General features: G+C 65.0%; 23 protein-coding genes. 4 read left to right on the top strand and 19 right to left on the bottom strand.

All coding sequences use genetic code 11. The annotated features are described in order from the left end of the window. Nucleotides 1–7: 7 nt before the first annotated feature. The 6 genes from JDV76_RS04440 to JDV76_RS04415 form a co-directional block, all read right to left on the bottom strand. Entirely contained in the window at nt 8–1,183 is a 1,176-nt protein-coding gene (locus tag JDV76_RS04440; RefSeq protein WP_198735664.1) for a hypothetical protein, read from the bottom strand. 134 nt (nt 1,184–1,317) lie between these two features. Beyond that, nucleotides 1,318–2,454 (bottom strand): aminotransferase class V-fold PLP-dependent enzyme, encoded by a 1,137-nt coding sequence (locus tag JDV76_RS04435; protein ID WP_198735663.1) that lies wholly within the window; start codon nt 2,452–2,454, stop codon nt 1,318–1,320. Nucleotides 2,455–2,457: 3 nt separating this feature from the next. Further along, the gene (locus JDV76_RS04430) at nt 2,458–3,417 is read right to left on the bottom strand and encodes an electron transfer flavoprotein subunit alpha/FixB family protein (RefSeq protein WP_198735662.1); all 960 of its coding nucleotides are present in this window, start codon (nt 3,415–3,417) and stop codon (nt 2,458–2,460) included. A 50-nt stretch (nt 3,418–3,467) separates the two neighbouring features. Then, nucleotides 3,468–4,283, bottom strand: a complete 816-nt coding sequence (locus tag JDV76_RS04425; RefSeq protein ID WP_198735661.1) for an electron transfer flavoprotein subunit beta/FixA family protein — start codon at nt 4,281–4,283, stop codon at nt 3,468–3,470. Between the two features lie 153 nt (nt 4,284–4,436). Next, nucleotides 4,437–5,624, bottom strand: coding sequence for a class I SAM-dependent methyltransferase (locus JDV76_RS04420; protein ID WP_198735660.1), 1,188 nt, complete (start codon nt 5,622–5,624; stop codon nt 4,437–4,439). Beyond that, on the bottom strand, nt 5,625–6,482 hold the full coding sequence (locus tag JDV76_RS04415; RefSeq protein WP_198735659.1) for an ABC transporter ATP-binding protein: 858 nt from the start codon (nt 6,480–6,482) through the stop codon (nt 5,625–5,627). Between the two features lie 355 nt (nt 6,483–6,837). Here JDV76_RS04415 and JDV76_RS04410 point away from each other — a divergent pair, with 355 nt between their 5' ends. The 3 genes from JDV76_RS04410 to glgB all read left to right on the top strand — a co-directional run bounded on the left by JDV76_RS04410 (nt 6,838) and on the right by glgB (nt 11,839). Continuing rightward, nucleotides 6,838–7,407, top strand: a complete 570-nt coding sequence (locus JDV76_RS04410; protein ID WP_198735658.1) for a hypothetical protein — start codon at nt 6,838–6,840, stop codon at nt 7,405–7,407. A 97-nt stretch (nt 7,408–7,504) separates the two neighbouring features. Beyond that, nucleotides 7,505–9,538 carry a maltotransferase domain-containing protein gene (locus tag JDV76_RS04405; protein ID WP_198735657.1) on the top strand — a complete coding sequence of 678 codons (2,034 nt, stop codon included), beginning with the start codon at nt 7,505–7,507 and terminating at the stop codon, nt 9,536–9,538. A gap of 99 nt (nt 9,539–9,637) precedes the next feature. Beyond that, nucleotides 9,638–11,839 (top strand): 1,4-alpha-glucan branching protein GlgB, encoded by a 2,202-nt coding sequence (gene glgB, locus JDV76_RS04400; protein ID WP_198735656.1) that lies wholly within the window; start codon nt 9,638–9,640, stop codon nt 11,837–11,839. 85 nt (nt 11,840–11,924) lie between these two features. Here glgB and JDV76_RS04395 read toward each other — a convergent pair whose 3' ends face one another. Next, nucleotides 11,925–12,851, bottom strand: a complete 927-nt coding sequence (locus tag JDV76_RS04395) for a tetratricopeptide repeat protein (RefSeq protein ID WP_198735655.1) — start codon at nt 12,849–12,851, stop codon at nt 11,925–11,927. Further along, complete coding sequence (locus tag JDV76_RS04390) at nt 12,848–13,174, bottom strand: thiamine-binding protein (RefSeq protein WP_198735654.1); 327 nt, start codon at nt 13,172–13,174, stop codon at nt 12,848–12,850. Before JDV76_RS04390 ends, JDV76_RS04395 begins: the two co-directional genes overlap by 4 nt. Before the next feature lie 78 nt (nt 13,175–13,252). On the opposite strand from JDV76_RS04390, the gene mce reads away from it, so the two are divergent. Next, complete coding sequence (gene mce, locus JDV76_RS04385; protein WP_198735653.1) at nt 13,253–13,705, top strand: methylmalonyl-CoA epimerase; 453 nt, start codon at nt 13,253–13,255, stop codon at nt 13,703–13,705. Here mce and JDV76_RS04380 read toward each other — a convergent pair. From JDV76_RS04380 to atpB, 11 genes are all read right to left on the bottom strand, one after another. Next, nucleotides 13,702–14,013, bottom strand: coding sequence for a hypothetical protein (locus JDV76_RS04380; RefSeq protein ID WP_198735652.1), 312 nt, complete (start codon nt 14,011–14,013; stop codon nt 13,702–13,704). The genes mce and JDV76_RS04380 overlap by 4 nt on opposite strands. After that, nucleotides 14,013–14,708 carry an endonuclease NucS gene (gene nucS, locus JDV76_RS04375; protein WP_198735651.1) on the bottom strand — a complete coding sequence of 232 codons (696 nt, stop codon included), beginning with the start codon at nt 14,706–14,708 and terminating at the stop codon, nt 14,013–14,015. The genes JDV76_RS04380 and nucS overlap by 1 nt, the downstream gene beginning before the upstream one ends. A 51-nt stretch (nt 14,709–14,759) precedes the next feature. Further along, nucleotides 14,760–15,194 carry a DUF2550 domain-containing protein gene (locus tag JDV76_RS04370; protein WP_198735650.1) on the bottom strand — a complete coding sequence of 145 codons (435 nt, stop codon included), beginning with the start codon at nt 15,192–15,194 and terminating at the stop codon, nt 14,760–14,762. Nucleotides 15,195–15,500: 306 nt separating this feature from the next. Continuing rightward, nucleotides 15,501–15,872 carry a F0F1 ATP synthase subunit epsilon gene (locus JDV76_RS04365; protein ID WP_198735649.1) on the bottom strand — a complete coding sequence of 124 codons (372 nt, stop codon included), beginning with the start codon at nt 15,870–15,872 and terminating at the stop codon, nt 15,501–15,503. A gap of 13 nt (nt 15,873–15,885) precedes the next feature. Continuing rightward, nucleotides 15,886–17,331, bottom strand: coding sequence for a F0F1 ATP synthase subunit beta (gene atpD, locus JDV76_RS04360; protein WP_198735648.1), 1,446 nt, complete (start codon nt 17,329–17,331; stop codon nt 15,886–15,888). A 3-nt stretch (nt 17,332–17,334) separates the two neighbouring features. Beyond that, nucleotides 17,335–18,315: a F0F1 ATP synthase subunit gamma gene (locus JDV76_RS04355; RefSeq protein WP_198735647.1), complete on the bottom strand. Its 981-nt coding sequence runs from the start codon at nt 18,313–18,315 to the stop codon at nt 17,335–17,337. A gap of 52 nt (nt 18,316–18,367) precedes the next feature. Further along, nucleotides 18,368–20,011, bottom strand: coding sequence for a F0F1 ATP synthase subunit alpha (gene atpA / locus JDV76_RS04350; protein WP_198735815.1), 1,644 nt, complete (start codon nt 20,009–20,011; stop codon nt 18,368–18,370). Between the two features lie 69 nt (nt 20,012–20,080). Continuing rightward, on the bottom strand, nt 20,081–20,899 hold the full coding sequence (locus tag JDV76_RS04345) for a F0F1 ATP synthase subunit delta (RefSeq protein ID WP_198735646.1): 819 nt from the start codon (nt 20,897–20,899) through the stop codon (nt 20,081–20,083). A 5-nt stretch (nt 20,900–20,904) separates the two neighbouring features. Next, on the bottom strand, nt 20,905–21,483 hold the full coding sequence (locus JDV76_RS04340; protein WP_198735645.1) for a F0F1 ATP synthase subunit B: 579 nt from the start codon (nt 21,481–21,483) through the stop codon (nt 20,905–20,907). Between the two features lie 49 nt (nt 21,484–21,532). After that, nucleotides 21,533–21,775: an ATP synthase F0 subunit C gene (locus JDV76_RS04335; protein ID WP_198735644.1), complete on the bottom strand. Its 243-nt coding sequence runs from the start codon at nt 21,773–21,775 to the stop codon at nt 21,533–21,535. 170 nt (nt 21,776–21,945) lie between these two features. Next, nucleotides 21,946–22,758: a F0F1 ATP synthase subunit A gene (gene atpB / locus JDV76_RS04330; RefSeq protein ID WP_198735814.1), complete on the bottom strand. Its 813-nt coding sequence runs from the start codon at nt 22,756–22,758 to the stop codon at nt 21,946–21,948. Nucleotides 22,759–23,142: the final 384 nt, after the last annotated feature.

Genomic DNA, 23,142 nt, shown 5'->3' with positions numbered 1-23,142 from the left:
GTGAAACTCACCGTCCGCAGGATAGTTCCACCCCTCCCCGGAGCGTCGCGGCAAGCAGGGTCGTGTCCGCCTGAAGGGCGACAACTCCGATGTTCTCGGTGCATCCGGCATCTGTCGGATCGAACGCCGTCACGGACAACGAGGCAGCCGATAGATCACCACCCCAGGCGACACCGAATGCGTGCCCCTCGCCACCACCGGTAATCGTCGCGCCGGTGATCCCGGTGAGCTCGGAATCGACGCTGCGGAACCGGGGTTCCGGGGTGAAGGTGTAGCTCTCAAGCAGTCCGTCTCCGCTGATGCGGTAGATCGTACCGTCGACCGTGGTGCCCTCCGAGGTGTCGATTCCTCGAACCTCGGACGCGGGGCGGAAGGTGTCGATGACGGTGCGGGTGGCTTCGCCGTCGCCGACGGTCACGGCGGTACCATCGCCGGCCACCCAACTCACCGTGTCACCGCAGCCTGCACGGCCCCACACCGGCGCCGGTCCGGCGGGCAGGACGTCAACGTCCGGGCCGTGTGACGCCGAGACGTTGATCCGCGAGACCGCGACGTCCCTGCCGAGTTCTCCGCCGTCGAAGCTGGCGTCCGGAGACGCGGCCTCCAACCAAGAGACATGTCCGTCGGTACATACCGTCAACCCGACCGGCACCGAGTTCGAGGTCGTGGTGAAGGACTCTCCGCCGGTGGTGACGGTGACCAGGAGGTGCCGGTCGGGATGCTGGCCGTCGCCAACCGCGTAGGCGAAGGTGGCGTCGTGACCATCCGCCGAACCGACGGCATGCGTGACGAACCCGGTGGCATCGCCCCCGGCGTGGGCGATCTCCGCAAGATCGGCGTCGAAAACGGTGACTCCGGAGGAGTCCGCGACGGCGACAGCGCCGTCGGCGAGTCGGACCACCGCGGGGCGGATCGACCCGGGGCCGGATACCAGGGTGGTGATGGTCCCATCAGGAGCAGTGACCACTCCCACCTCGGTCGAGTCGTCATTGCCACTAACGATGATCAACCGGTTGTCGTGGATGGTGGCGGGGGTGGCCGTCGCCGTCTCCACCGGGTTCACGGAGGACCCTGCCGCGGTGGTGTCGGCGGGGCCGGAAGAACACGCGGCCACGAAGACCAGTGGCAGGACCGCTGCCGCTAGTAACAGGAGTAGGGGGCGCTGGTCGGTTGGGGTGGGCACCGGTGAACTCCGTTCGTCGGATACGTGGAAAGGGCCCATGCTACCGCTGACGGTGCAGGTCTTCACCCGCGTCGGTCCCGGTCCGGACGGACACTGACGGCCGTGGGGCCGCACCGGTTCCCTAGCTGCGACCGTCAGGCCATCCCGGCGAGCCTCGCCCGGGAGACCACGTCGCCGATGACCTCGAGAACCCGGTCCACGTCGGCTTCAGTGTTCGTGGAACCGAGTGTGAAGCGGACGGCTCCGCGGGCGTCGTGCTCACTGACCCCCATCGCGAGCAGTACGCCACTGGCCCGGTTGACACCGGCGGAACAGGCGGACCCTGTAGAACAAGCGATTCCCGCATTGTCGAGCAGCATGATGAGGCTGTCCCCCTCGGCACCCGGGAACGATAGATGCAGGTGCCTCGGGAGCCGGTCGGCGCCCGCACCGTGGACCAGGACGTCGTCGACGCGATCGAGGATCCCGGTCTGCAGACGGTCACGCAGTTCCGTGATCCGGGCGGTGGCCACGCTCAATTCAGAGACGGCCTCGGTGAGCGCCGCGGCCGTGGCGACGGCGCCTGCGACATTGGCGGTTCCGGGCCGGATACCGCGTTCCTGGCCACCACCGAACAGGACCGGGACGGGGGTGGGGGAACGTCTGGCGATGAGGATCCCGGTCCCGCGGGGTCCGCCGAACTTGTGCGCTCCGGCTGCGAGTGTGGTCGCCCCGAGTGCCGCGAAATCGACGGGCAGGTGTCCGACGACCTGGGTCGCGTCGATGTGCACCGGGGATCCGGTGTCCGCCGCGCGGGCACAGATCTCGGCGACAGGTTGGATCACACCGGTCTCGTTGTTGGCCCACATGCAGGTGACCAGGGACGAACGGGTGTCCAGTCGGGAATCCGGAGCGACCACGCCATCCGTTCCAACGGGAAGCAGCTCAAGTCCGGCACCTTCCTTGACCAGGGCGGTGACGGTCTCGGCGACGGCGGGGTGTTCGATCGGTGTGGAGACGATCCGCCCCCGACCACCGGCGCGCCAGAGCCCCTGGACAGCGATGTTGCAGCTCTCGGTGCTGGAACTGGTGAAGATGACTTCAATCGGCTCACACCCGAGGGCGTGGGCGATCTGTTCTCGGGCTGCCTCGAGAGCCGCCCGGGCGAGACGACCCGAGGCATACTGACCTCCGGGGTTGAGCAGACGTGCGGTATCCACCCAGGCGTCGACGGCACATTGCCGGATCGGGGCAGTAGCGGCGTGGTCGAGGTAGTGCTGCGATTCCGGCACGGATTACCCCCGCCTGCGGCGGATGATCTCCTCGGTGAGCGCCGGGGCGATCGTGAACAGGTCTCCCACCACGCCGAAATCGGCGATCTCGAACAGGGGCGCATCCTCGTCGTTGTTGACGACGACGATGGTCTTGGCGGTCTGCATGCCCGCCTTGTGCTGGATGGCACCGGAGATGCCGAGTCCGATGTAGAGGTCCGGTGCGACGGACACGCCGGTCTGACCGATCTGGTACTGGCCGCCGTACCAGTCGTGGTCGATGGCGTCACGGGTGGCACCGACAGCTCCGCCGAATGCGTCGGCGAGAGGCTCGACGATGTCGGTGAAACCTTCGGCGGACCCGACACCGCGACCAGCGGCGACAACGGTCTTCGCTTGTGCAAGGGGCGGTCGTTCACCGCGTTCAGCGGGGGTGAATCCGGTGACCCGGACATCCTTCTCCCCCGCACCGGGCAAGTCGAGGGTGACGAGTTCACCGGCGCCGGGACGGGGTTCGGCGTCGATGGCTCCTGCGCGCACGGCGTAGATGGGGCACTCGCCGCCGACGGCGGCGGTGACGGAGATCGTGTCACCGAAGATGGACTGCTGTGCAGTGCGGTCAGCGTTGACCCCGACGACGTCGCACAGAACACCCGATCCCAGGCGCACGGCGAGGCGTGCAGCGATCTCGTCGCCGGCAGGTGACGAGGAAACGAGGACGGGGGCGGGATTGGAGGACGCGAGGATGGACAGGGCGTCGACCGCAGGCAACACGAGTCGGGCGCTGACGTCCGTACCCTCAGCGGCGACGATCTGGTCGGCGCCAGCCGCAGCCAGTGCCTCGACCAGTGGAGTCGCGGTTCCCGGGGTACCGACGACGACGGCACTGACCGCCCCAAAGGCGCGGGCAGCCGTGATGAGTTCTGCGGTGACCTCGTCGAGCACGCCTTCGGTGTGCTCGACGAGTACGTATGCGTGGGACATGGCGGGGTCTACTCCTGGGGTTGCGTGGATCTGCAGGCTGGGATGTGCGACTAGATGAGGTTACGGGACTCAAGGAAGTCGGCGATCGCGACGGCGGCCTGACCGTTGTCACGAATGATCTCGCCCTGACTGCGCTCGGGGCGTTCAGTGGCGACCGTGACTGCGGTCGCGGCATGGGCTCCCCCGACCTGTTCCGCGGTGGCCGCGGTGTCGGCCAGGGACAGATGCGTGATCTGCGCCTTCTTCGCGGCCATGATTCCCTTGAAGTTGGGGAACCTCGGGCGGTCTGCCTGGTCGGTGACGGAGATGATCGCCGGGAGGGCGGCGGAGAGCTCGAACTCGCCCCGCGGGGTCTCCCGGACACCGGTGACGGTCCCCTCGGCTGCCTTGACGGTGGCGCTGCGCAGGTGGGTCAGCGCAGGGATGGTGCGGTACTCGGAGAGAATCCCGGCCATTCCCCCCATCAGGCCGTCGGAGGAGCGGTTACCGGTGACGATGAGCTTGAGCTCATCCAGCCCCAGTGCGGACATCGCTGCATCGATACCGCAGGTCAGCGACCATGCCGTTCCAGGCAGATCTGAACCGGCGATAGCCTCGTCGGACAGCAGGACAGCGTCGTCGACACCCATGGCGAGAGCCTTGCGCAGTGCCTCCTCTGCACGGCTGGTTCCCGCGGTGAGGGCAACGATCCGCCATCCCGCGTCGACATCGGCCTCGCGGATCTTCAGGGCCTGCTCGACGGCGTACTCGTTGATCTCGTCGATGACCTCATCAACGTTGTCGCGATCGAGGGTGTAGTCCTCGGACAGCTTCTTCTGCGACCAGGTGTCGGGGACGTGCTTGACCAGTACCACGATCGTGGGCATGCGGTGTGGGCCTTCCTTAGTTATCAGGTGAAACGGGGTTCGTGGTCGTCCGTGGGTTGGCTCCTCCGATGGTGGAGGGGACATCACGGCTCCCAGGCTGGCCGCCAGTCTAGCCGCCTGCGGCGTTCCCGTCGCCACTGGGCGAACAACCTGTCAGCTGCGGTCAACGCCATCGGCCCGGGGGCCACAGACTAGGGCGACACCGGCGGAACCGATCCGGGTCACCACAACGGACATGGGGCGGTCACCGGCGAGTTTGAGGTTCCTGCGGAGTTTGTCCGGATCAATATCCACTCCGCGAACGAGTATCTCCAGCGCCCCGCATCCATGCTTCCGGAGAACCGTCTTCAGCTTCTTCAACGGTACCTGTTCGATGAATGGAAATCCGGTCCTGCCCTCTGGGATGCGGTCACCGGTGAGGTGGGCGATCCGGTCATCGAGCATCCACAGTTTCTCGCGCAGCGCGTAGTGCCGGACGAGTCCCGACCGGACGACGGCGCCGTCGGGGTCGACGATGTACCGGCCGGGTGGTCCGGCGAGACTCTCGCCGCCACCATCGCCGGAGAGATCGGTGATCCGGTCGAGTCGTGGGCCGGTACCCACCTTCGTAGAGATCATCACCGCCTCGCGGCGCTCACCACCGCCGAGTTGCGGTGAATAGAGGCACGCCTCCTTGACCCCGCCATCAACGCTGGCGACACTGACCAGACCATCCCATCCACTGAAGTCCAGCCCCGGTGCGCACTTCACCGCCGCTGGGGTCCCCGCGTGTGCGGCGATCAGTTCCGGCAGCGGTGGGAGCAGCTGATCGGGACGGGTGATGCGACGACCTCCCGCCCGGCGTGCGGGGTCAGCCACGACGGCGTCGACAGCCCCCGGGGACAAGGGCGGGACAAGGGCGTCCGCGACTGCAACGGCCGAACCGGTGTTGACCCGGGCCATCCGGACCCGGACGGGATCGAGATCGGAGCCAGTGACGGCGAGCCCGACCGCGGTCAGCTGCGGCAGCTCGGAGCCGATGGAGCAGGTCACGTCGTGTACCCGGGCTCCCGCTCCGAGGTGGTCCGCGATCCGCCGTGCCCGAACGGCCGCGACGGTCGGCGGGGTCGACTGCTGGGCGGATTCACTGCACATGAGCCAGTCGGAGGGGAGTTTACCGATGGTCGAACGACGTGCGGTGACGAGTTCGGTGACGGCGCGTGCATACTCGCCGAAGTGCCTCCGCAGCACCTCGGTATCGGCGACGAGGCTGCTACGGGTGAGCGCGAGTTCCGCGGTGACGTCCGATATCTCCGGGCGGTGGGACCGCAGATAGTCCACCTCCTGATGTGTGTACGACATCTACTTCCGATGGCTCCCACGCCCGGCCCGGGGTGCACGTCGGGCGAAGTAGCGGCCGTCAATCCGGTCGAGCTGGATCGGCTGATGGAACGCACGGGTGAGGTTCTCACTGGTGAGAACGTCCTCAATGAGTCCCTGTGCGACCACCGCCCCCTCATCGAGGAGCATCGCATGGGTGAAACCGTCGGGGATCTCCTCAACGTGGTGGGTGATCATCACGATGGCCGGGGCATCGGGATCCAGGGCGAGTTTGCCCAGGTATCCGACGAGGTCCTCCCGCCCGCCCAGGTCTAGACCGGCCCCGGGTTCGTCGAGGAGCAGGAGCTCCGGGTTGGTCATGAGGGCCCGGGCGATAAGTACGCGCTTGCGCTCCCCTTCGGAGAGGGTTCCCCATGTACGTCCCTGCAGATGGTACGCGCCCACCTGTTCGAGGATGGTGCGCGCCTGCTCGAGATCGCGCTCGTCGTATTCCTCGCGCCACCTGCCGAGAATGGCGTACCCCGCAGAGACCACGAGGTCTCCGACCTCCTCTGTCGGGGGGATCCGGTTGCCGAGTGCGGCAGACGACACCCCGATCATGGCGCGCAGGTCGCGCATGTCGGTGCGCCCGATCCGCTCTCCCATGATGAAGGCCGCACCGGCGGAGGGGTACTCCTCGGCTGCCGCCATCCGAAGAAGGGTCGTCTTCCCGGCGCCGTTCGGTCCGATGATCACCCACCGCTCGTCGAGTTCCACCTGCCAGGTGACGTCTCCGACGAGGGCGGCCCCGTCGCGGACGAAGGACACGTCGCGGAAGTCGATGAGCAGGTCCAGGTCGGTTTCGGTCTCATTCGCAATCACCCCTCCATCATGGACCATCCGACCCCGGCACGCTGGCAGACACGTCCGGGGCGGAAACCCGGGATTCCTCTGCCGTCAAAGCAGTTCGAACCAGCTGTCGGCTTCATTCAGGCAATAGTTGTTCCGGAATCTGGCCTCGGATCACAAGGTACCTCCGGGCCGGATCCCAGGAGGCGGCTCGCCTGCATCTGTCCCGACCGGGATCACTGTCCACCGGATCCGCGGGGAGAAGAAAAATAGACCCGTGTCTGATGACGAAGGCTGCGCGGGTCGTTGCTGAGAAGGCACCATCGCTACCCCCCGACCGCCTACAGCTCGTCCGGAGGCGAGGTGATGGACGCCACGACACAGTCCTGGAACGCGGCGGCGATCCGTGTCGGAGCACGTCCGTGTGCTGCACCGCAGGGAACGACGACTAGGACGAAGTCCCGCCAAATCCACGACCGCGGTCTTCGACCTAGTCACCGTGTGTGCCCAGTCCGCGTGCAAGTACAACAACGGCGAGAGCATGTCGACGTACACGGTCTCCATCCAACATCTAAGGGCGAACATCAGGACCAACGAGAAATGCGATGACTACCGCTGCCCTGTTGGCGAGGTCCCGGATGGCCCCGTGATCGGGTACCCGATCACGGCCGTGGATGGCAAGGCGCTCACCTCTGGAGCGTTCCTCCAGATGAACGCGGAGAACCCGCACGAACACCATCGGAACGCCGCGGTCAGGGGTCTGATCGAAGCACTGGACGATTCCACTCGCCTCACCCTGACTCTCGCGGTGGACGGCCCAAGGAACTGCCCACTACGCATCGACCGCCGGCCCCGCGAACAGCCCACGCCCATCGAGGACGATCCGGTGACGGACAGACCCCAAATCGTTCTCTCCGGACACGCGGGAACTAGCCGGGCGGGGATTAGGCGGGTGCATCCGGGAACGCTCAACTAGACTTAGTTGTGTACCGGTGGAGTCGACCGCACCCCCGTCGCTCCACCGCCCGTCGGCTCGAGTCGGCGCAATCCGGACAACCACGAATGAGGAAACTGTGACGAATCGCCTTGGCCTAGATGATGTCCGCCCTGTGATCTCCGGGGGTCGCCACCCCACGAAGGCTGTGGTCGGTGAGGTGGTGCCGATCTCCGGGCTCGCGTGGCGTGAGGGACACGACGCCCTCTCCGCAACTCTCAATGTCCGCGGCCCCGAGGGCTCCGCCGGTTTCCGGCGCACTGTCCGCATCCCCATGCACACGAGCCCCCACGACGAGGACCAGGTTAACGCCGTCGTTATCCCGGATGCTCCGGGGATGTGGACCTTCCGTATCGATGTCTGGTCCGACCCGGTCGCCACCTGGCGACACGCGGTTACCTCCAAGATCAACGCCGGTCAGACCCGAGCGGAGCTCGCCAACGATCTCGAGATCGGGGCACGGCTCTTCCTTCGCGCCGCTGAGGGCGCACCAAAGAAGCGCCGCCCCGAATTCACGACCGTGGTCGAGAGTCTCCGCCAGGAGAACCTCTCCCCCGCAGAAGCGGTGGCCCCCGCGTTCGAGGGGGACTTCGTTGACCTCCTGGACAAGCATCCTCTCCGGGAGCTGCTGACCCGCGGCATCACCCGCAAGATCAAGGTCGAGCGCCCTAAGGCGCTGTTCAGTTCCTGGTACGAGTTCTTCCCCCGGTCGACCGGGGGCGTCGACGCCGACGGTCGCCCGGTGCACGGCACCTTCGCCACCGCGGCCGCCGAGTTGGACCGCGTCGCGGGGATGGGCTTCGACACCGTTTACTTCCCGCCGATCCACCCCATCGGCGAGATCAACCGCAAGGGCCGCAACAACACCCTGACCCCAACCCCGGAGGATGTCGGTTCGCCGTGGGCCATCGGTTCCACCGCCGGCGGCCACGACGCAGTGCACCCCGCACTCGGGACCATCGACGATTTCGAGGCATTAGTGTCCCGTGCGGAGGAACTCGGTCTGGAGGTCGCCCTCGACCTCGCACTGCAGTGTGCCCCCGACCACCCGTGGGCCGCGGAGCATCCCGAGTGGTTCACGGTCCTGCCCGACGGCACGATCGCCTACGCAGAGAATCCCCCGAAGAAGTACCAGGACATCTACCCGCTCAACTTCGACAACGACCCCGAGGGGCTCTACCGGGAGATCCTCCGTGTCGTGCTGTTCTGGGTGGGCCACGGTGTCACCACGTTCCGCGTGGACAACCCGCACACCAAGCCCGCGAACTTCTGGGAGTGGCTCATCAACGCCGTCCACGAGAAGCACCCGGAGGTCATCTTCCTCGCCGAGGCCTTCACCCGTCGGCCCCGCCTGTACGGTCTGGCGAAGGCGGGATTCAGCCAGTCCTACACCTACTTCACCTGGCAGACCACGAAGCGGGAGCTCACCGAGTTCGGTGAGGAGCTCTCTCGGATGGCGGACGTCTGCCGTCCAAATCTGTTCGTCAACACCCCGGACATCCTGCACGCCTCACTGCAGTACGGCGGGCGCGGTATGTTCGCCCTGCGGGCCGTTCTGGCCGCAACGATGTCCCCGTTGTGGGGTGTCTATTCCGGCTACGAGCTCTACGAACATCGGGCGCTGAAGCCCGGCAGTGAGGAGTATCTCGACAGCGAGAAGTTCGAGCTCCGGCCCAGAGACTTCGCCGCAGCCGAGAAGTCCGGAGACTCCCTCTCAGTGTTCATCGGCACCCTCAACCGGGTACGCCGGGAGCATCCCGCCCTGCAGCAGCTCCGGATCCTGGACTTCCACGCCACGGACTCCGACCAGATCATCGCCTACTCGAAGGTCGATCCGGTTTCCGGTGACGCAGTGTTCGTCGTGGTCAACCTCGATCCCTACAATGCAGTCGAGACGACGGTCCACCTCGACCTCGAACGACTCGGCCTCGACCCGGGCGCGATGTTCGACGTCCACGACGAGATCAGTGGTGCCGACTACCTCTGGGGTGAGCACAACTACGTCCGTCTCGAACCGTGGAACAACGTTGCGCATCTCCTCATCCTCCCCACGGTGGCACCCGAGCGCCGCGAGCAACTCGCCTGGCGTCAAATCGACCGCTACCGGGCCTAGTATCCCACCCGGGTCGCGCGCACCCTGCGCCAGCAGAGGCCACGCCCCGGGCGTCGACACGCAGTCCCGCGCCACAGTCAACCCCTTAAGGACACCGCCATGAACTCCCCGAACGTCCCCGAACGACTCCTCATTGCCGACGGCGACTGGCAGCTGCTCTCATCCTGCCGTCACCACGACCCGCACGGGATCTACGGCTGGCACCACACTGAGTCGGGTTCCGTGGTCCGGACCCGCCAGATCGGTGCCGAACGGGTCCAGCTGCACGTGGAGGGACGCGAACCCGTCGACATGCAGCCTATCGGTGACGACGTCTACGTCGCAGCTCTGCCCGACACGAATTCGGTCGCCTACGAGCTGATCATCACCTGGACCGGCGGCGGCACGGTGACCCGTGCCGACGGATACTGCTTCCTTCCGACGCTCGGCGAAACCGATATCCACCTGATCAACGAGGGACGCCACGAGCGCCTCTGGGAGGTGCTCGGCGCGCGGGTCCGCCGCTACGACACCGTCCTCGGCACCGTCCTCGGCACCTCCTTCGCGGTCTGGGCTCCCAATGCAGCAGGCGTCGCCGTCATCGGCGACTTCAACGGCTGGAACCCCTCCCAGACCCCGATGCGGGCCCTCGGATCCTCCGGTGTGTGGGAGGTGTTCGTCCCCGGCGTGTACGCCGGTGAGGTATACAAGTTCGCTATTCACACCCACGACGGAACCCGTCTCGACAAGGCGGACCCGATGGCACGGTTGACCGAGGCACCGCCTGCAACAGGCTCCATCGTCGCCGAATCCGATTATCGGTGGGGCGACTCCGGGTGGCTCGAGCAGCGCGACGCGACCGACTGGGAGACGGCCCCCATGAGCATCTACGAGGTGCACCTGGGGTCCTGGAAATACGGCCTGACCTACACCGAGCTGGCCGACGAACTGGTCGACTACGTCGCCGACATGGGCTACACCCACGTCGAGTTCATGCCAGTCGCAGAGCACCCCTTCGGTGGCTCCTGGGGCTACCAGGTGACCGGATACTACGCCCCCTCCTCAAGGTGGGGTACCGCGGATGAGTTCCGGGCACTGGTCGATGCCTTCCACGCCCGTGGCATAGGTGTCCTCGTCGACTGGGTTCCCGCGCACTTCCCCAAGGACGAGTGGGCCCTCGCGCGTTTCGACGGCTCCACACTCTACGAGCATCCCGACTGGCGCCGCGGTGAGCAGCTCGACTGGGGTACCTGTGTCTTCGACTTCGGGCGGGCCGAGGTCCGCAACTTCCTGGTCGCCAACGCTCTCTACTGGTTAGAAGAGTTCCACATCGATGGCCTGCGGGTCGACGCCGTCGCCTCGATGCTGTATCTCGATTACTCCCGCAAGGAGGGCGAGTGGCTGCCGAACATCCACGGGGGCCGCGAGCACCTGGAGGCTGTGCAGTTCCTCCAGGAAATGAACGCAACGGTGCACCGCCACCACCCGGGTGCCCTGACCATCGCCGAGGAGTCCACCTCCTGGCCAGGTGTGACCGCCCCGACCACCGAGGGTGGACTCGGGTTCTCCATGAAATGGAACATGGGGTGGATGAATGACACCCTGCGATACTTCGGTGAGGACCCGATCAACCGATCCTGGCACCACAACGAGATCACTTTCTCCCTCGTGTATGCGTTCTCCGAAAAGTTCATCCTTCCAATTAGCCACGACGAGGTCGTCCACGGTAAAGGATCCCTGTGGGAGCGGATGCCCGGTGACTCCTGGAACAAGGCCGCTGGCGCCCGGACCCTGCTCGCCTACATGTGGGCACACCCGGGTAAACAGCTGCTGTTCCAGGGGCTCGAATGGGCACAGACCTCCGAGTGGTCGGAGAGCCGCTCCCTCGACTGGGGGAATCTCTTCGGCTGGGAGGGCGAGTACCACACCGGCGTCCGAGACCTGGTGCGGGACATGAACCACCGCTACGTCGACGAGCCGGCACTTTACACCAGGGACTTCACCGGCGACGGATTCGACTGGGTCAAGGCCGATGACGCGGCGAACAATATCCTCGCGTTCCTCCGTCACGGTGCCGGTGGCGAGAAACTGCTCTGCGTCAGCAACTTGGGTGGCACCAGTCAGCCGTCCTACACCTTTGGGCTGCCCGTCGGCGGCGACTGGGAGCTCGTGCTCAACACCGATTCCGGTGACTACGCCGGTGCGGGCAATGATCTCCAACCGCTCATTCACGCCGACGACTACGGGTGGGACGGCAAGCCGCACTCCGTGCGCCTGCACATCCCGGCGATGTCGACGCAGTGGTACCGCCACCGCGGCTGATCCCGCGCCCGGCACAGATCCGGTGCCCCGTGCACGCACCCCGCATGACGGGGAGGCACGGGACACCGTGTCAGTTGCAGCTCAATCAGAACAGGGCGCTGGCCATCCGTCCACGTGCGGCGATCACCCGAGGGTCATCGGTGGCGAAGAGGGCGAAGAGCTCCAGCAGCCGATCCTTCACAGCGGTCTTCTTCTCTCCCTGACTCGACGCGAGCAGGGTGACCAGCCGGTTGAACGCGGGTTCCGGATCACCGGAGGCTACCTCTGCGTCAGCGGCGGCGAACGCCTTATCGATGTCGGACGGATCAGCGTTGGCCGCCGCGACGGGGTCCACGGCGGGGTCTGCCTCCGCGAGGCGCTTGAGCAGGCGTGCGTTGTCCCGGGCAAGCTTAGCCTCGGTGTTCGCCGGTTCCTTCGCGAGGATGGCATCGTAGACGGCAATGGCGGCGTCGAAATCACCGTGCTCCATGGCGTCCTCGGCGGGGGCGAAGCGCGGATCACCCGGGGCGTCGTCCCCGCGTTCCCCAGCGTCGGCCTGCGGTGGCAGTCCCTGGAGCTTGCCGGAGCAGGCCCCGACCACGGCCGCGGTCCACTCCTGCAGCGCGGACTGCGGTTGCCCACCCTGGAAATCCGCCAGCGGACGACCACCGGCGATGGCGATGACGGTCGGTAGGGCCGTCACCCCGAAGATCTGTGCAAGTTCAGGGGCGGCCTGTGCGTCGATGTACCCGAACAGCCAGTCGTGGCCCGCGGCTGCCGAGAGGTCCGTCAGGTCGGCGCGCAGCTGACGGGAGGAGTCGACCTCATCAGAACCGATGAGCAGCACCACCGGTACCTGCATGGACCGCTCGATGACCTCTGCCTCGATGTTCTCCCGGGTGACGACGAAGGAGGTCGGGACACCACCCCCCGTGGCGGGCGGGTGGGTCTGTGCCTGCGCGCGGGCCTCCGCCCGGGCCTTGATCTCACCGAGATCCACTGCTCCGGCGGTGAAACGTTCGGGAGTCGTCATAGTCCGTTCTCCTTTTCATCGGCTGCGGCCAGGCACCGGTTCACGGCGTCGACCTTGGCGGTCAGCTGCCCAGTGTAGCCCGGCCGGATATCGGCCTTGAGAACCAGACCGACCCGCGGGGACACGGCGATGACGGCGTCGGTCGCACGCTTGACCACGTCCATGACCTCGTCCCATTCCCCCTCGATGAGAGTGAACATGGCGTTGGTCTCGTTGGGTAGGCCGGATGCGCGGACGACCCGGACGGCTTCGGCGACGGCCTCCGCCATCTCCGCCTTGCTGCCGGGTGTTTCGGTGGGGGCGACTGAGAATGCGACGATCATGGATCCAGGCTACCGAAGAGCTCCGGGCATCCGTCCGAACGAGCCCCGAGACGGCACGACGGGCGTAAAATCGGGGGTATGAACCACGCAATGGACATTCCCCACGAGTACGTCACCTGTCTCGACCACGTCGGCATCGCTGTCCCCGACCTTGATTCGGCTCTCGATTTCTACCGGAGCGCCTTCGGCTGGGTGAACCTCCACCAGGAGACGAACGAGGAGCAGGGCGTCGTCGAGGCGATGGTCGGTCCCGCTGACCACGTTCCGACCGCCGGCGTCATCCAGCTCCTCGCGCCACTGAATGAGTCCTCGACGATCGCGAAGTTCCTGGAGAAGAAGGGCCCGGGCCTCCAGCAGATGTGTCTGCGCACCAACAACATGGACGCGCTGTGTAAACACCTCCGCGACAACGGTGTCCGACTCCTTTACCCCGAACCGAAGCGCGGTACCGGTGGCGCTAGGATTAACTTCGTCCACCCTAAGGACGCCGGTGGCGTCCTGCTCGAGCTCACCGAGCCTACATCCGGCTAACGTCGCTCCCAGCAGTGCCGGTGCCAGTGCCGCCGGTCATCGGCACCGCGCCCCAGCTCCTTCGGCCACGCCACGATGTGGGCAACCCCCGGGGGAATGTTCTGGTTGCATCCTGGGCAGACGTAGAACTTCCTCGCCCCGGTCGATCCGATCTTGCGCACGAGATGCGGCGCCCCACCGGTGTAGGCCGGTCCGGGCATCTCCTGGGTTCCGTAGTACACCGCACCGTCTCTCGGCAGCGGTCGCGGATCCTGTGGAGTGGAGCGCCCCGGACGTCGACCACCCCGTGAATGGTTACGCCGGGGCATCAGAAAAGCCGTAGCTCGGACGATTCCGTACCGCGCAACGCCTGGTAGTCGAGGACCACGCACCTGATCCCGCGGTCCTCGGCGAGGGTTCGGGCCTGGGGTTTGATCTGCTGTGCGGCGAATACCCCTTGCACGGGAGCCAGGAGCTCGTCCCGGTTCAACAGGTCGAGGTACCGCGTCAGCTGTTCGACGCCGTCGATCTCCCCGCGACGTTTTATCTCCACGGCCACCGCTCCCCCGTCAGCATCGCGGCACAGAATGTCGACCGGCCCAATCGCAGTGGGATATTCTCTCCGGACGAGCGTGTACCCATCACCGAGGGTAGTGATCTGCTCAGCGAGAAGTTCCTGGAGATGGGCCTCGACGCCGTCCTTCACCAAGCCGGGATCCTGCCCGAGCTCGTGTGTGACATCGGAGTGGATCTCCTCAATGGTAATCCGGAGTTGCTCCCCCTTGGAGTTCTCCACGATCCACAGGGTGTTGCTGCCCCTGTCCTCCTCGATATCAGCCTCCACATCCTCTTCGCGGAGTGTGCAGGGTGGGGTCATCCAGTTCAACGGCTTGTAGGCGCGGTCATCCGCGTGGACGGACACCGAGCCGTCGGCCTTGACGAGAAGCAGTCGGTCAGCGGACGGGAGGTGGGCCTCCAGGCGGCCGATGTAGTCGACTGAACAACGGGCAATAACAAGTCGCATTCCACGAAGTCTAGCGTGCACGGTCAGACCGCTAGCCGCCGCCCGTACCAGTCAACGATCGAGCGGCCGGAACCGCCGTTCCTGCCGGGCACTGGGGGCAGATTCGATCCAGGACGTCAGCGCGGTTTCACCGTGTCCGTCAAGAGCAAGTTCATAACGGTCGCCCTCCACGGTCAGCTCGACGATCCGTACACTGGTCGGCATGAATGCCTTCTCCGCTGTCGCAGGGTCGCGGCGACCGGTGACCTCCGCCCGCGTACGGGGAAAACGCAGGTCTGCCGAGGGCGAGACGGAACGGAGTTTGTAGAACTCCAGCCCGGAGCCCGAGTAGCGGAGTGCACCGTGACGCCATCCACGGACCCCACTCGCCGGGAGTTTCCGGAGGAGAATACCGGCTCCCGTGGCGCGCACGCGGAGAAAACGCCATCCCGCGAGGACTACCAGGACGCACAGTGACGTGGATAGCCCGTACCAGAAAATCTCCACCGATCACTCCCTCATCAGTCAAGGTGCGGCGACACATCCCGGACAGCCAAACGAGCCTGACACCAGGTGCACCGCTTTTCTGCGATCCTACTCCTGGCACCTCTGATCAACGAACTTTCTCCCACGGGGGTCCCCTAGCCGGGGAAACAGCTGTGTATCGGGGGTAAAAGGCCCCACCGGGCATGACTGTCACGCTCAAGTGGGTGACATACCCACAAACCTCGGAACCGGGCAACGACCTGTCCCGGGGAACCGTTTCTGGTTCCCCGGGACAGGTCGTCTTTTGATGGAGCGTTGAGCCGGTGTCTAGCTTTCCCGGCTCCTCCGGACGGCGCGCAGGCCGGCCTCGGCGCGTGCCCTGGAGTCATGGTCGTCCTCGTTGAGGGCAAGTTCCGCGGCAGCGGTGTCGACCTCGGACGCCCATTCGGCGTAGTCCGCAAGGATGGTGACCTTGTCCTTGGAGACGGAGATGAACCCACCCTGGACGGCGGCGACAAGTCGCTCACCGTCAACCGGGCGGATGGTCACGACACCGTTCTCGATCAGTTGACCGAGCATCGGCTCGTGACCGGCGAGTACGCCGATCTCACCCTCGGTGGTCTGGGCCGTGACGATCGTGGCGTTTCCGGACCACAGTTTACGTTCCACGGCGACCAGTTCAGCGGCGATTTCAGCCATGAGACCCGCCCTTCTACTTTTCGTTCATCTTCTGGTACGCGGCCTCGACGTCGTCCAGTCCACCCAGGCCGTTGAACGCCTGCTCCGGGTAGTGGTCGAAGTCGCCCCGGCAAATGCGCTCGAAGGCCACGATGGTGTCCTCCAGCGGCACGTAGGAACCGGGGATACCCGTGAACTTCTCCGCGACGAAGAAGTTCTGGCCGAGGAAGCGTTCCAGACGACGGGCGCGCTGGACGGTGATCTTGTCCTCTTCGGACAGCTCGTCCATACCGAGGATGGCGATGATGTCCTGGAGTTCCTTGTTCTTCTGCAGGATGTTGATCACACGCTGCGCGACATTGTAGTGGCGCTCGCCCACGATACCGGGCTCGAGGATTCGCGAGGTGGAGGTCAGCGGGTTCACGGCCGGGTAGATGCCCTTCGAGGCGATCGAGCGGTCGAGCTCGGTGGTCGCGTCGAGGTGAGCGAAGGTGGTCGCCGGAGCCGGGTCGGTGTAGTCGTCGGCGGGAACGTAGACGGCCTGCAGAGACGTGATCGAGCGGCCCTTCGTCGACGTGATGCGCTCCTGAAGCACACCCATCTCGTCAGCCAGGGTGGGCTGGTAGCCCACGGCGGAGGGCATACGACCCAGCAGGGTCGAGACCTCGGAGCCGGCCTGGGTGAAACGGAAGATATTGTCGATGAACAGCAGCACGTCCTGGTGCTGAACGTCGCGGAAGTACTCCGCCATCGTCAGACCGGACAGCGCCACGCGCATACGGACTCCCGGGGGTTCATCCATCTGGCCGAAGACGAGTGCGGTGTCCTGGAGAACCCCCATCTCCTCCATCTCGAGGAAGAGGTCGGTGCCCTCACGGGTACGCTCACCGACACCGGCGAACACGGACGTTCCGGAGAACTCACGCGCGATACGGGTGATCATCTCCTGGATGAGAACGGTCTTGCCGACGCCGGCGCCGCCGAACAGGCCGATCTTTCCGCCCTTGACGTACGGGGTCAGCAGGTCGATGACCTTGATGCCGGTCTCGAGGATCTCGGTCTTGCCTTCGAGCTGGTCGAAGGGCGGCGGGTCGCGGTGAATGCCCCACTGCTCACCGTCACGGCCGAGGCCGGGTTCGTCGAGGCAGTCACCGAGGGCGTTGAAGACGTGGCCTTTGACGACATCGCCGACGGGAACGGAGATCGGGCGGCCGAGGTCGGTGACCTCCTGGCCACGGACGAGTCCGTCGGTGGGTGCCATCGAAATGGTACGCAGCAGGTTGTCACCCAGATACTGGGCGACCTCGAGCGTAATGGTCTTGGCGACTGCCTCAAGCTTGATCTCGACAGTCAGTGCGTTGTAGAGGGCCGGAAGCTCGCCGCGCGGGAATTCCACGTCGACGACCGGACCAATGACGCGCACGACACGGCCGGCGGTGGACGCCTGCTGTGTGTTCTGCTCTTGGAGAGCTGTAGTCATAATCTAGTCACTTTCTCCGCTTTCGGCGAGCGCTCCCGCGCCACCGACGATCTCTGTGATTTCCTGGGTGATCTGTGCCTGACGGGCCTGGTTGGCCACGCGCGAGAGGTCCTTGACCAGCTCGTTGGCGTTGTCGGTTGCAGACTTCATGGCGGTGCGTCGGGACGCGGACTCGCTGGCCGCGGCTTCAAGAAGCATGGCGTAGAGGCCACGCGACACGTACTGCGGAAGCAGCGCGTCGAGCAGTTCCTCTGCGCTCGGCTCAAAGTCGTAGTCCGCCTCGATCTCGTTGGAGGACGAGGAGAGCATGTCTTCCCCGGTGTCGATGTGATCGAGCTCGATGATCGGCTCGATGGGGAGGAGCTGGTGTGCCCGCGCGTTCTGCGTCAGCATCGACTCGAACTCGGTGTACACGACGTGCAGCTGATCGAAGCCTTGGATGGGTTCACCCTCCGCGGTCGACAGTCCCTCGCGCCACTTGGCGGTGCCCGCGGAACCGGCGACGAAACCGTCGATCAGGTGCCGGCGCATGCCGTGCGTCTCCTTGTATCCCGGATCCTGCGAGAAACCGGTCCACGCTCCGGCGATGTCCTCGCCGCGGAAGCGGTAGTAGCTCAGTCCCTTGTTACCCGAGACGTAGAGGACAACCTCGTAGCCCTTGTCCTCGAGCATGCCGCGGAGCTCCGCAGCCTTCTTGAAGACATTGTAGTTATAGCCGCCGCACATGCCACGGTCACTGGTCACCACGAGAATCGCGGCCCGACGTCCGTTCTCACGTTCACGGAGCATCGCGTGGTCGAGTTCGGTGGCGGACGCGAGGCGTTCGATCACACGGTGGATCTCCTCGGCGTACGGCATCGAAGCCTCGACCCGCTGCTGGGCCTTCGTGATTCGCGAGGTGGCGATGAGCTCCTGGGCTTTGGTGATCTTCTTGGTCGAGTTCACCGACTTGATGCGGGAACGTAGTTCGCGAAGATTGGCCATGGTCTATCGCCTCCCTTCTTTTCCTTGGACGGTCATGGTGCGTGTCACGACCCTACTTCTTGGCTGACTTGCGGGAGACCGTGATCTTGTTCTTCTTCAGGTCTCCCTCAGCGAGAGCCTCGACCTCGGGTTCGTTGATCACCGGGGTACCGTCCGTGGTCTGGAAGGTCCGCTTGAAGTCCTCGGTCGCGGACACCAGGATCTCCTTGGACTCGTCGGAGAACGCTGCGCCACCGGCGATCTGGTCGTAGACCTCGCTGGCGTTACCGTGCAGGTACTCGTGGAGTTCGGTCTCGAAGCGACGGACATCCTCGACGGGAACGTTGTCGAGGTGGCCCTCGCCGGCGAGCCAGATGGAGACCATCTGATCCTCGACGGCCATCGGGTTGTTCTCGGACTGCTTGAGCAGCTCAACCAGACGCTGACCGCGTTCCAGCTGACGCTTGGATGCCGGGTCCAAGTCGGATGCGAAGGCCGCGAAGGCCTCCAAGTCACGGTAGGAGGCGAGGTCCAGACGCAGGGAACCGGACACCTTCTTCATGCCCTTGGTCTGTGCGGCACCGCCGACACGGGAGACGGAGACACCAACGTTGATGGCGGGGCGCACGCCCTGGTTGAACAGATCGGACTCCAGGAAGACCTGGCCGTCGGTGATGGAGATGACGTTGGTCGGGATGAAGGCCGAGACGTCGTTGGCCTTGGTCTCGATGATCGGCAGAGCGGTCATCGAACCGGCGCCCATGTCGTCGGACAGCTTCGCGGCACGCTCCAGCAGACGGGAGTGCAGGTAGAAGACGTCACCCGGGTAGGCCTCGCGGCCCGGCGGACGGCGAAGCAGCAGGGAGATGGCACGGTAGGCCTCAGCCTGCTTGGTCAGGTCATCGTAGATGACCAGGACGTGCTTGTTCTTGTACATCCAGTGCTGTCCCAGGGCGGCACCGGCGAAGGGCGCGAGCCACTTGAAACCGGCGGAGTCGGATGCGGGAGCCGCGACGATCGTCGTGTACTCCAGAGCACCGTGCTCCTCCAGGGTCTTCCGGATTCCGGCGATCGTGGAACCCTTCTGTCCGATGGCGACGTAGATGCAGCGGACTTGCTTCTTCTCGTCGCCGGATTCCCAGTTGGCCTTTTGGTTCAGGATCGTGTCCAGGCAGACCGCGGTCTTGCCGGTCTTACGGTCGCCGATGATCAGCTGACGCTGACCACGGCCGATCGGGGTCATCGCATCAATGGCCTTGATGCCGGTCTGGAGGGGCTCCTCGACGGGCTGACGCTGCAGCACGGAGGGAGCCTGAAGCTCGAGGACACGGTCCTCTTCTGCCTCGATGGCACCCATGCCGTCGATGGGCTCACCCAGGGGGTTGATAACGCGGCCGAGGAACTTGTCGCCGACCGGGATGGACAGGACCTCTCCGGTCCGCTTAACTTCGTCGCCCTCTTTGAGACTTTCGTAGTTACCCAGGACCACCACGCCGACGCGGTCGGTGTCGAGGTTCTGTGCGACGCCGATGACGCCGCCCGGGAACTCGAGCAGCTCATTCGTCATCACCGACGGGAGGCCCGAAACCTGGGCGATACCGTCAGCCGCCGAAATGACCACACCGACCTCCTCACGGGAGGCCTCCGGGGAGTAGCTCGAGGTGTAATTCTCAATCGCGCTACGGATCTCGTCGGAGGAGATCGTCAGCTCCGCCATGTTCTTCCTGCTCTCGGTTGTTTCTTCCAGCATTATTTGTCTAGTTCTCCTGGTCGTAGTCGGCGCCGGTCACGGCAGTTTCGACCGCAGGCGCTGAATCTTGCCTGAAGTGGAACCATCGATGACTTCCGAACCGACGCGGACGACCACACCACCGAGGAGGCTGGGGTCAACCTCAGAGTGGATGGACATCTCACGACCGTAGATCGTGCCCAACTTGTCCTTCAGACCCTGCTCCTGCTCCGCAGTGAGCTGGGTCGCTGCGACCACGTGGGCGACCGTCCGGTTCTGCATGTCGGCGGCCAGCACGCTCAGTGCCGCGATGTCCTGGACGGGACCGTGGTCACGTCGGGTGATCGCCTGCAGTGCGAGCGCCTCGGTCACCGGGGTGACCTTGCCGTACAGGACACCCGCCAGCAGTCCCCGCTTCGCGTCGGCTGTCGCCGTACGGTCGTCGAGGAGCTGGGTGAGCCGGGGCTGATCGGTCAGGATGCGGGACAGCCGGAAAAGCTCATCCTCCACCTGTTCCAACTGTCCCTGGCTCCGAGCGGCCTCCAGCAGTGCGCGACGACCCAGTTCGACAAGGCCCTCCCGCATCTCACGGGGGGTGGACCAGTTCAGTTCAACCGCATCTCCGAGGACCTTGAGGGTGGTGTCGGAGATCTTGCCGCCGAACACCTCCCGCACCAGGCCCACGCGCTGCTCGGCGGGGTTAGAAACCTCCGCGGCAGCGACACGCAGGGCGCGGTCGCCGTCGAGGATCTCCACGACGTCGAAAAGCTCGGTTCCGGTCTGTGCGGCGGTGGCCACGGCGTTACCCTGGCCGGACAGGATCGTGTCCAGATTGCGCGTCGCCTTCGCCAATGCCTCGCGGCTCGCTGCGTGCATGTCGCTCACTTTCCTGCCGGGGCCACGGTGTCGAGATCGGAGAGGAACGTGTCGATCGTCCCGGAGCGCTTGACGTTGTCGCCGAGCTGCTCGCCGAGCAGACGCTCGGCCAGGTTGATCGAGTTCTGTCCCATCTCGCGGCGCAGCTCGGTGATGACCTGCTCGCGCTGGGCCATCAGCTGCTTCTCACCGGACTCGATGATTCGGTTGCTTTCTTCGGTGGCCTGGGTCTTCATGTCTTCGATGATCTGCTTGCCCTTGGTGCGCGCGTCCTCACGGATCTGAGCGGCCTCAGCACGGGCCTCAGCGAGCTGGGCGTTGTACTTCTCGAGGGCGGCCTTGGCTTCCGCCTGCGCGGCCTCGGCGCGCTGGATTCCGCCCTTGATGCGGTCCTCGCGCTCGACGAGCACTTCACGGGCCTTCGGAAGAACAAACTTCCAGAAGCCGATCAGGATGACAATGAAGCACAGCGCCGACCAGACCATGTCGTAGGTGAACGGGAACAACGGCGAAATCTGGCCGCTCAGCGGCAGATTGCCGTGCTCCGCGCCACCTTCGGCAAGGTGGTAAAGGTGGTTAGTCATAGGTCCTCACAGCTTTCGTTGTCGGCGTGGTTCTTCGCTGTTCAGTGGATCAGAACAAGAAGCCGGCGACGAGGCCGATGAGGGCGAGGGCCTCCACGAAGGCGATACCCAAGAACATGGTGGTACGCAGCTGGCCGGCCATCTCGGGCTGGCGGGCCATGCCCTCGAGGGTCTTACCGACCAGGATGCCGATGCCGATGCCGGGGCCGATCGCGGCCAGGCCGTAGCCGATGGCGCCGAAACCGGAGAAGGAGGTGGCGGCGGCTTCCTGCGCGAGGATGATCTCGTTCATTGGTGTGTCGTTCCCTTTCTTGAGCCCGGAAGGTTCATGGTCTTCCGGGCGAGGTGGTGATGATGGGGTATTCAGTTGACCGTTTTTCGCCCCGGCCTTAGCCGGTGCCGGTCCGTCGTACCGGATACCCGGAACCACGGACCACCCGCCGCCCGAGGGCGGCGGAATTGTCAGTGTTCGTCCGCGTGCAACGACAGTTCGATGTAGACGGCACAAAGGAGCGCGAAGATGTACGCCTGCAGGAAGATGACCAGCAGCTCGAACAACGTGAACGCGACTCCGGCAAGGAAGGTCACACCACTCAGGACGGTCCAGCCATTCAGCTGCCAGAAGAAGAAGTTCGTGGCGGAGAACAGCAGAACCAGAATGAGGTGACCAGCGAGCATGTTGGCCATGAGACGCAGTGTCAGCGTGGCCGGCCGCATGACGAACGTCGAGAAGAACTCGATCGGGATCGTCAGTGCGTGGAGTAGCGGCGGAAGATTAGGAACCACCGTCGAGCACTTCACGTACTTGAAAAAGCCGTAACGCTTCACACCGGCGTAGATGAACGCGATGTAACCGACGATCGCCAGCGTCAGCGGCATACCGATTCGAGCATTCGGGGAAATGTTCAGTCCCGGCACCACGGACGGCAGGTTCATCGCGAAGACGGTGAAGAAGATGGCCGTCAACAACGGCAGAAAGCGACGACCCTCCCGCTTACCGAGGATCTCCTCGGCGATGTGGAGCCGGACGAAATCAAGGCCCATCTCCCCGACGCTCTGCAGCCGGGACGGAATCAGCTTGGGATTCCGCATGGCTACCGCGAAGAAGATGACGAGCAGAACCGCCATGAGCAGGCGGACGAACATCAGACGGTCGAGTGCGAATGCGCCGTTGAGGAAGTCGTGGAACCAGAGGTTCACGACATTCCCGTGCTCATCCACGTACCCCGGGAAAATTTCTTGGTCCAGGTCGGGCTTGTGGAACTCACCCTTCATGGACAGTGTCATAACGCTCAGCGTTCTCTCCCGTGTTCGGGCCGCACCCGACGTTTCTGCTTCTGGGTGCGGTGCGATGGACGTCTGAAAAATACCTGGACCGACCGCGGACTCCGTCGCACATCATCGCGGTGATCACTGGGGCCCGCGTCAGTGGACACGCCACCCGGAGAGCGGCACGACAGTGCGGACGATTGCATGTCAGCACAGCGGCTCCGTGGACCCGCGATCAGACTATCAGGTGCCGGGTACGTTTACCGAAGAATGCCCCGGGGGTACCTGGTGCACCCCTGAAACACGCGTCCAGCACACCCGTTCAGCGGGGAAAACAGCTACCTGTAAGCTCTGTCACATGGTTAACCCGGGGCAGTTTCGGGGGTAATT

Source organism: Corynebacterium marambiense, from assembly GCF_016342275.1.
GTDB classification, from domain to species: Bacteria; Actinomycetota; Actinomycetes; order Mycobacteriales; family Mycobacteriaceae; genus Corynebacterium; species Corynebacterium marambiense.
The sequence above is the reverse complement of the archived record's forward strand: the minus strand, read 5'-3'. Positions and strand labels throughout refer to the sequence as shown.

Excerpts from the sequence above, each read along its gene's own strand:
- JDV76_RS04430 (WP_198735662.1), bottom strand. The coding sequence starts at position 3,417 with ATGTCCCACGCATACGTACTCGTCGAGCACACCGAAGGCGTGCTCGAC.
- JDV76_RS04425 (WP_198735661.1), bottom strand. The coding sequence starts at position 4,283 with ATGCCCACGATCGTGGTACTGGTCAAGCACGTCCCCGACACCTGGTCG.
- JDV76_RS04420 (WP_198735660.1), bottom strand. The coding sequence starts at position 5,624 with ATGTCGTACACACATCAGGAGGTGGACTATCTGCGGTCCCACCGCCCG.
- JDV76_RS04415 (WP_198735659.1), bottom strand. The coding sequence starts at position 6,482 with ATGGTCCATGATGGAGGGGTGATTGCGAATGAGACCGAAACCGACCTG.
- glgB (WP_198735656.1), top strand. The coding sequence starts at position 9,638 with ATGAACTCCCCGAACGTCCCCGAACGACTCCTCATTGCCGACGGCGAC.
- JDV76_RS04395 (WP_198735655.1), bottom strand. The coding sequence starts at position 12,851 with ATGACGACTCCCGAACGTTTCACCGCCGGAGCAGTGGATCTCGGTGAG.
- JDV76_RS04390 (WP_198735654.1), bottom strand. The coding sequence starts at position 13,174 with ATGATCGTCGCATTCTCAGTCGCCCCCACCGAAACACCCGGCAGCAAG.
- mce (WP_198735653.1), top strand. The coding sequence starts at position 13,253 with ATGAACCACGCAATGGACATTCCCCACGAGTACGTCACCTGTCTCGAC.
- JDV76_RS04380 (WP_198735652.1), bottom strand. The coding sequence starts at position 14,013 with ATGCCCCGGCGTAACCATTCACGGGGTGGTCGACGTCCGGGGCGCTCC.
- nucS (WP_198735651.1), bottom strand. The coding sequence starts at position 14,708 with ATGCGACTTGTTATTGCCCGTTGTTCAGTCGACTACATCGGCCGCCTG.
- JDV76_RS04365 (WP_198735649.1), bottom strand. The coding sequence starts at position 15,872 with ATGGCTGAAATCGCCGCTGAACTGGTCGCCGTGGAACGTAAACTGTGG.
- atpD (WP_198735648.1), bottom strand. The coding sequence starts at position 17,331 with ATGACTACAGCTCTCCAAGAGCAGAACACACAGCAGGCGTCCACCGCC.
- JDV76_RS04355 (WP_198735647.1), bottom strand. The coding sequence starts at position 18,315 with ATGGCCAATCTTCGCGAACTACGTTCCCGCATCAAGTCGGTGAACTCG.
- atpA (WP_198735815.1), bottom strand. The coding sequence starts at position 20,011 with ATGGCGGAGCTGACGATCTCCTCCGACGAGATCCGTAGCGCGATTGAG.
- JDV76_RS04345 (WP_198735646.1), bottom strand. The coding sequence starts at position 20,899 with ATGCACGCAGCGAGCCGCGAGGCATTGGCGAAGGCGACGCGCAATCTG.
- JDV76_RS04340 (WP_198735645.1), bottom strand. The coding sequence starts at position 21,483 with ATGACTAACCACCTTTACCACCTTGCCGAAGGTGGCGCGGAGCACGGC.
- JDV76_RS04335 (WP_198735644.1), bottom strand. The coding sequence starts at position 21,775 with ATGAACGAGATCATCCTCGCGCAGGAAGCCGCCGCCACCTCCTTCTCC.
- atpB (WP_198735814.1), bottom strand. The coding sequence starts at position 22,758 with ATGAAGGGTGAGTTCCACAAGCCCGACCTGGACCAAGAAATTTTCCCG.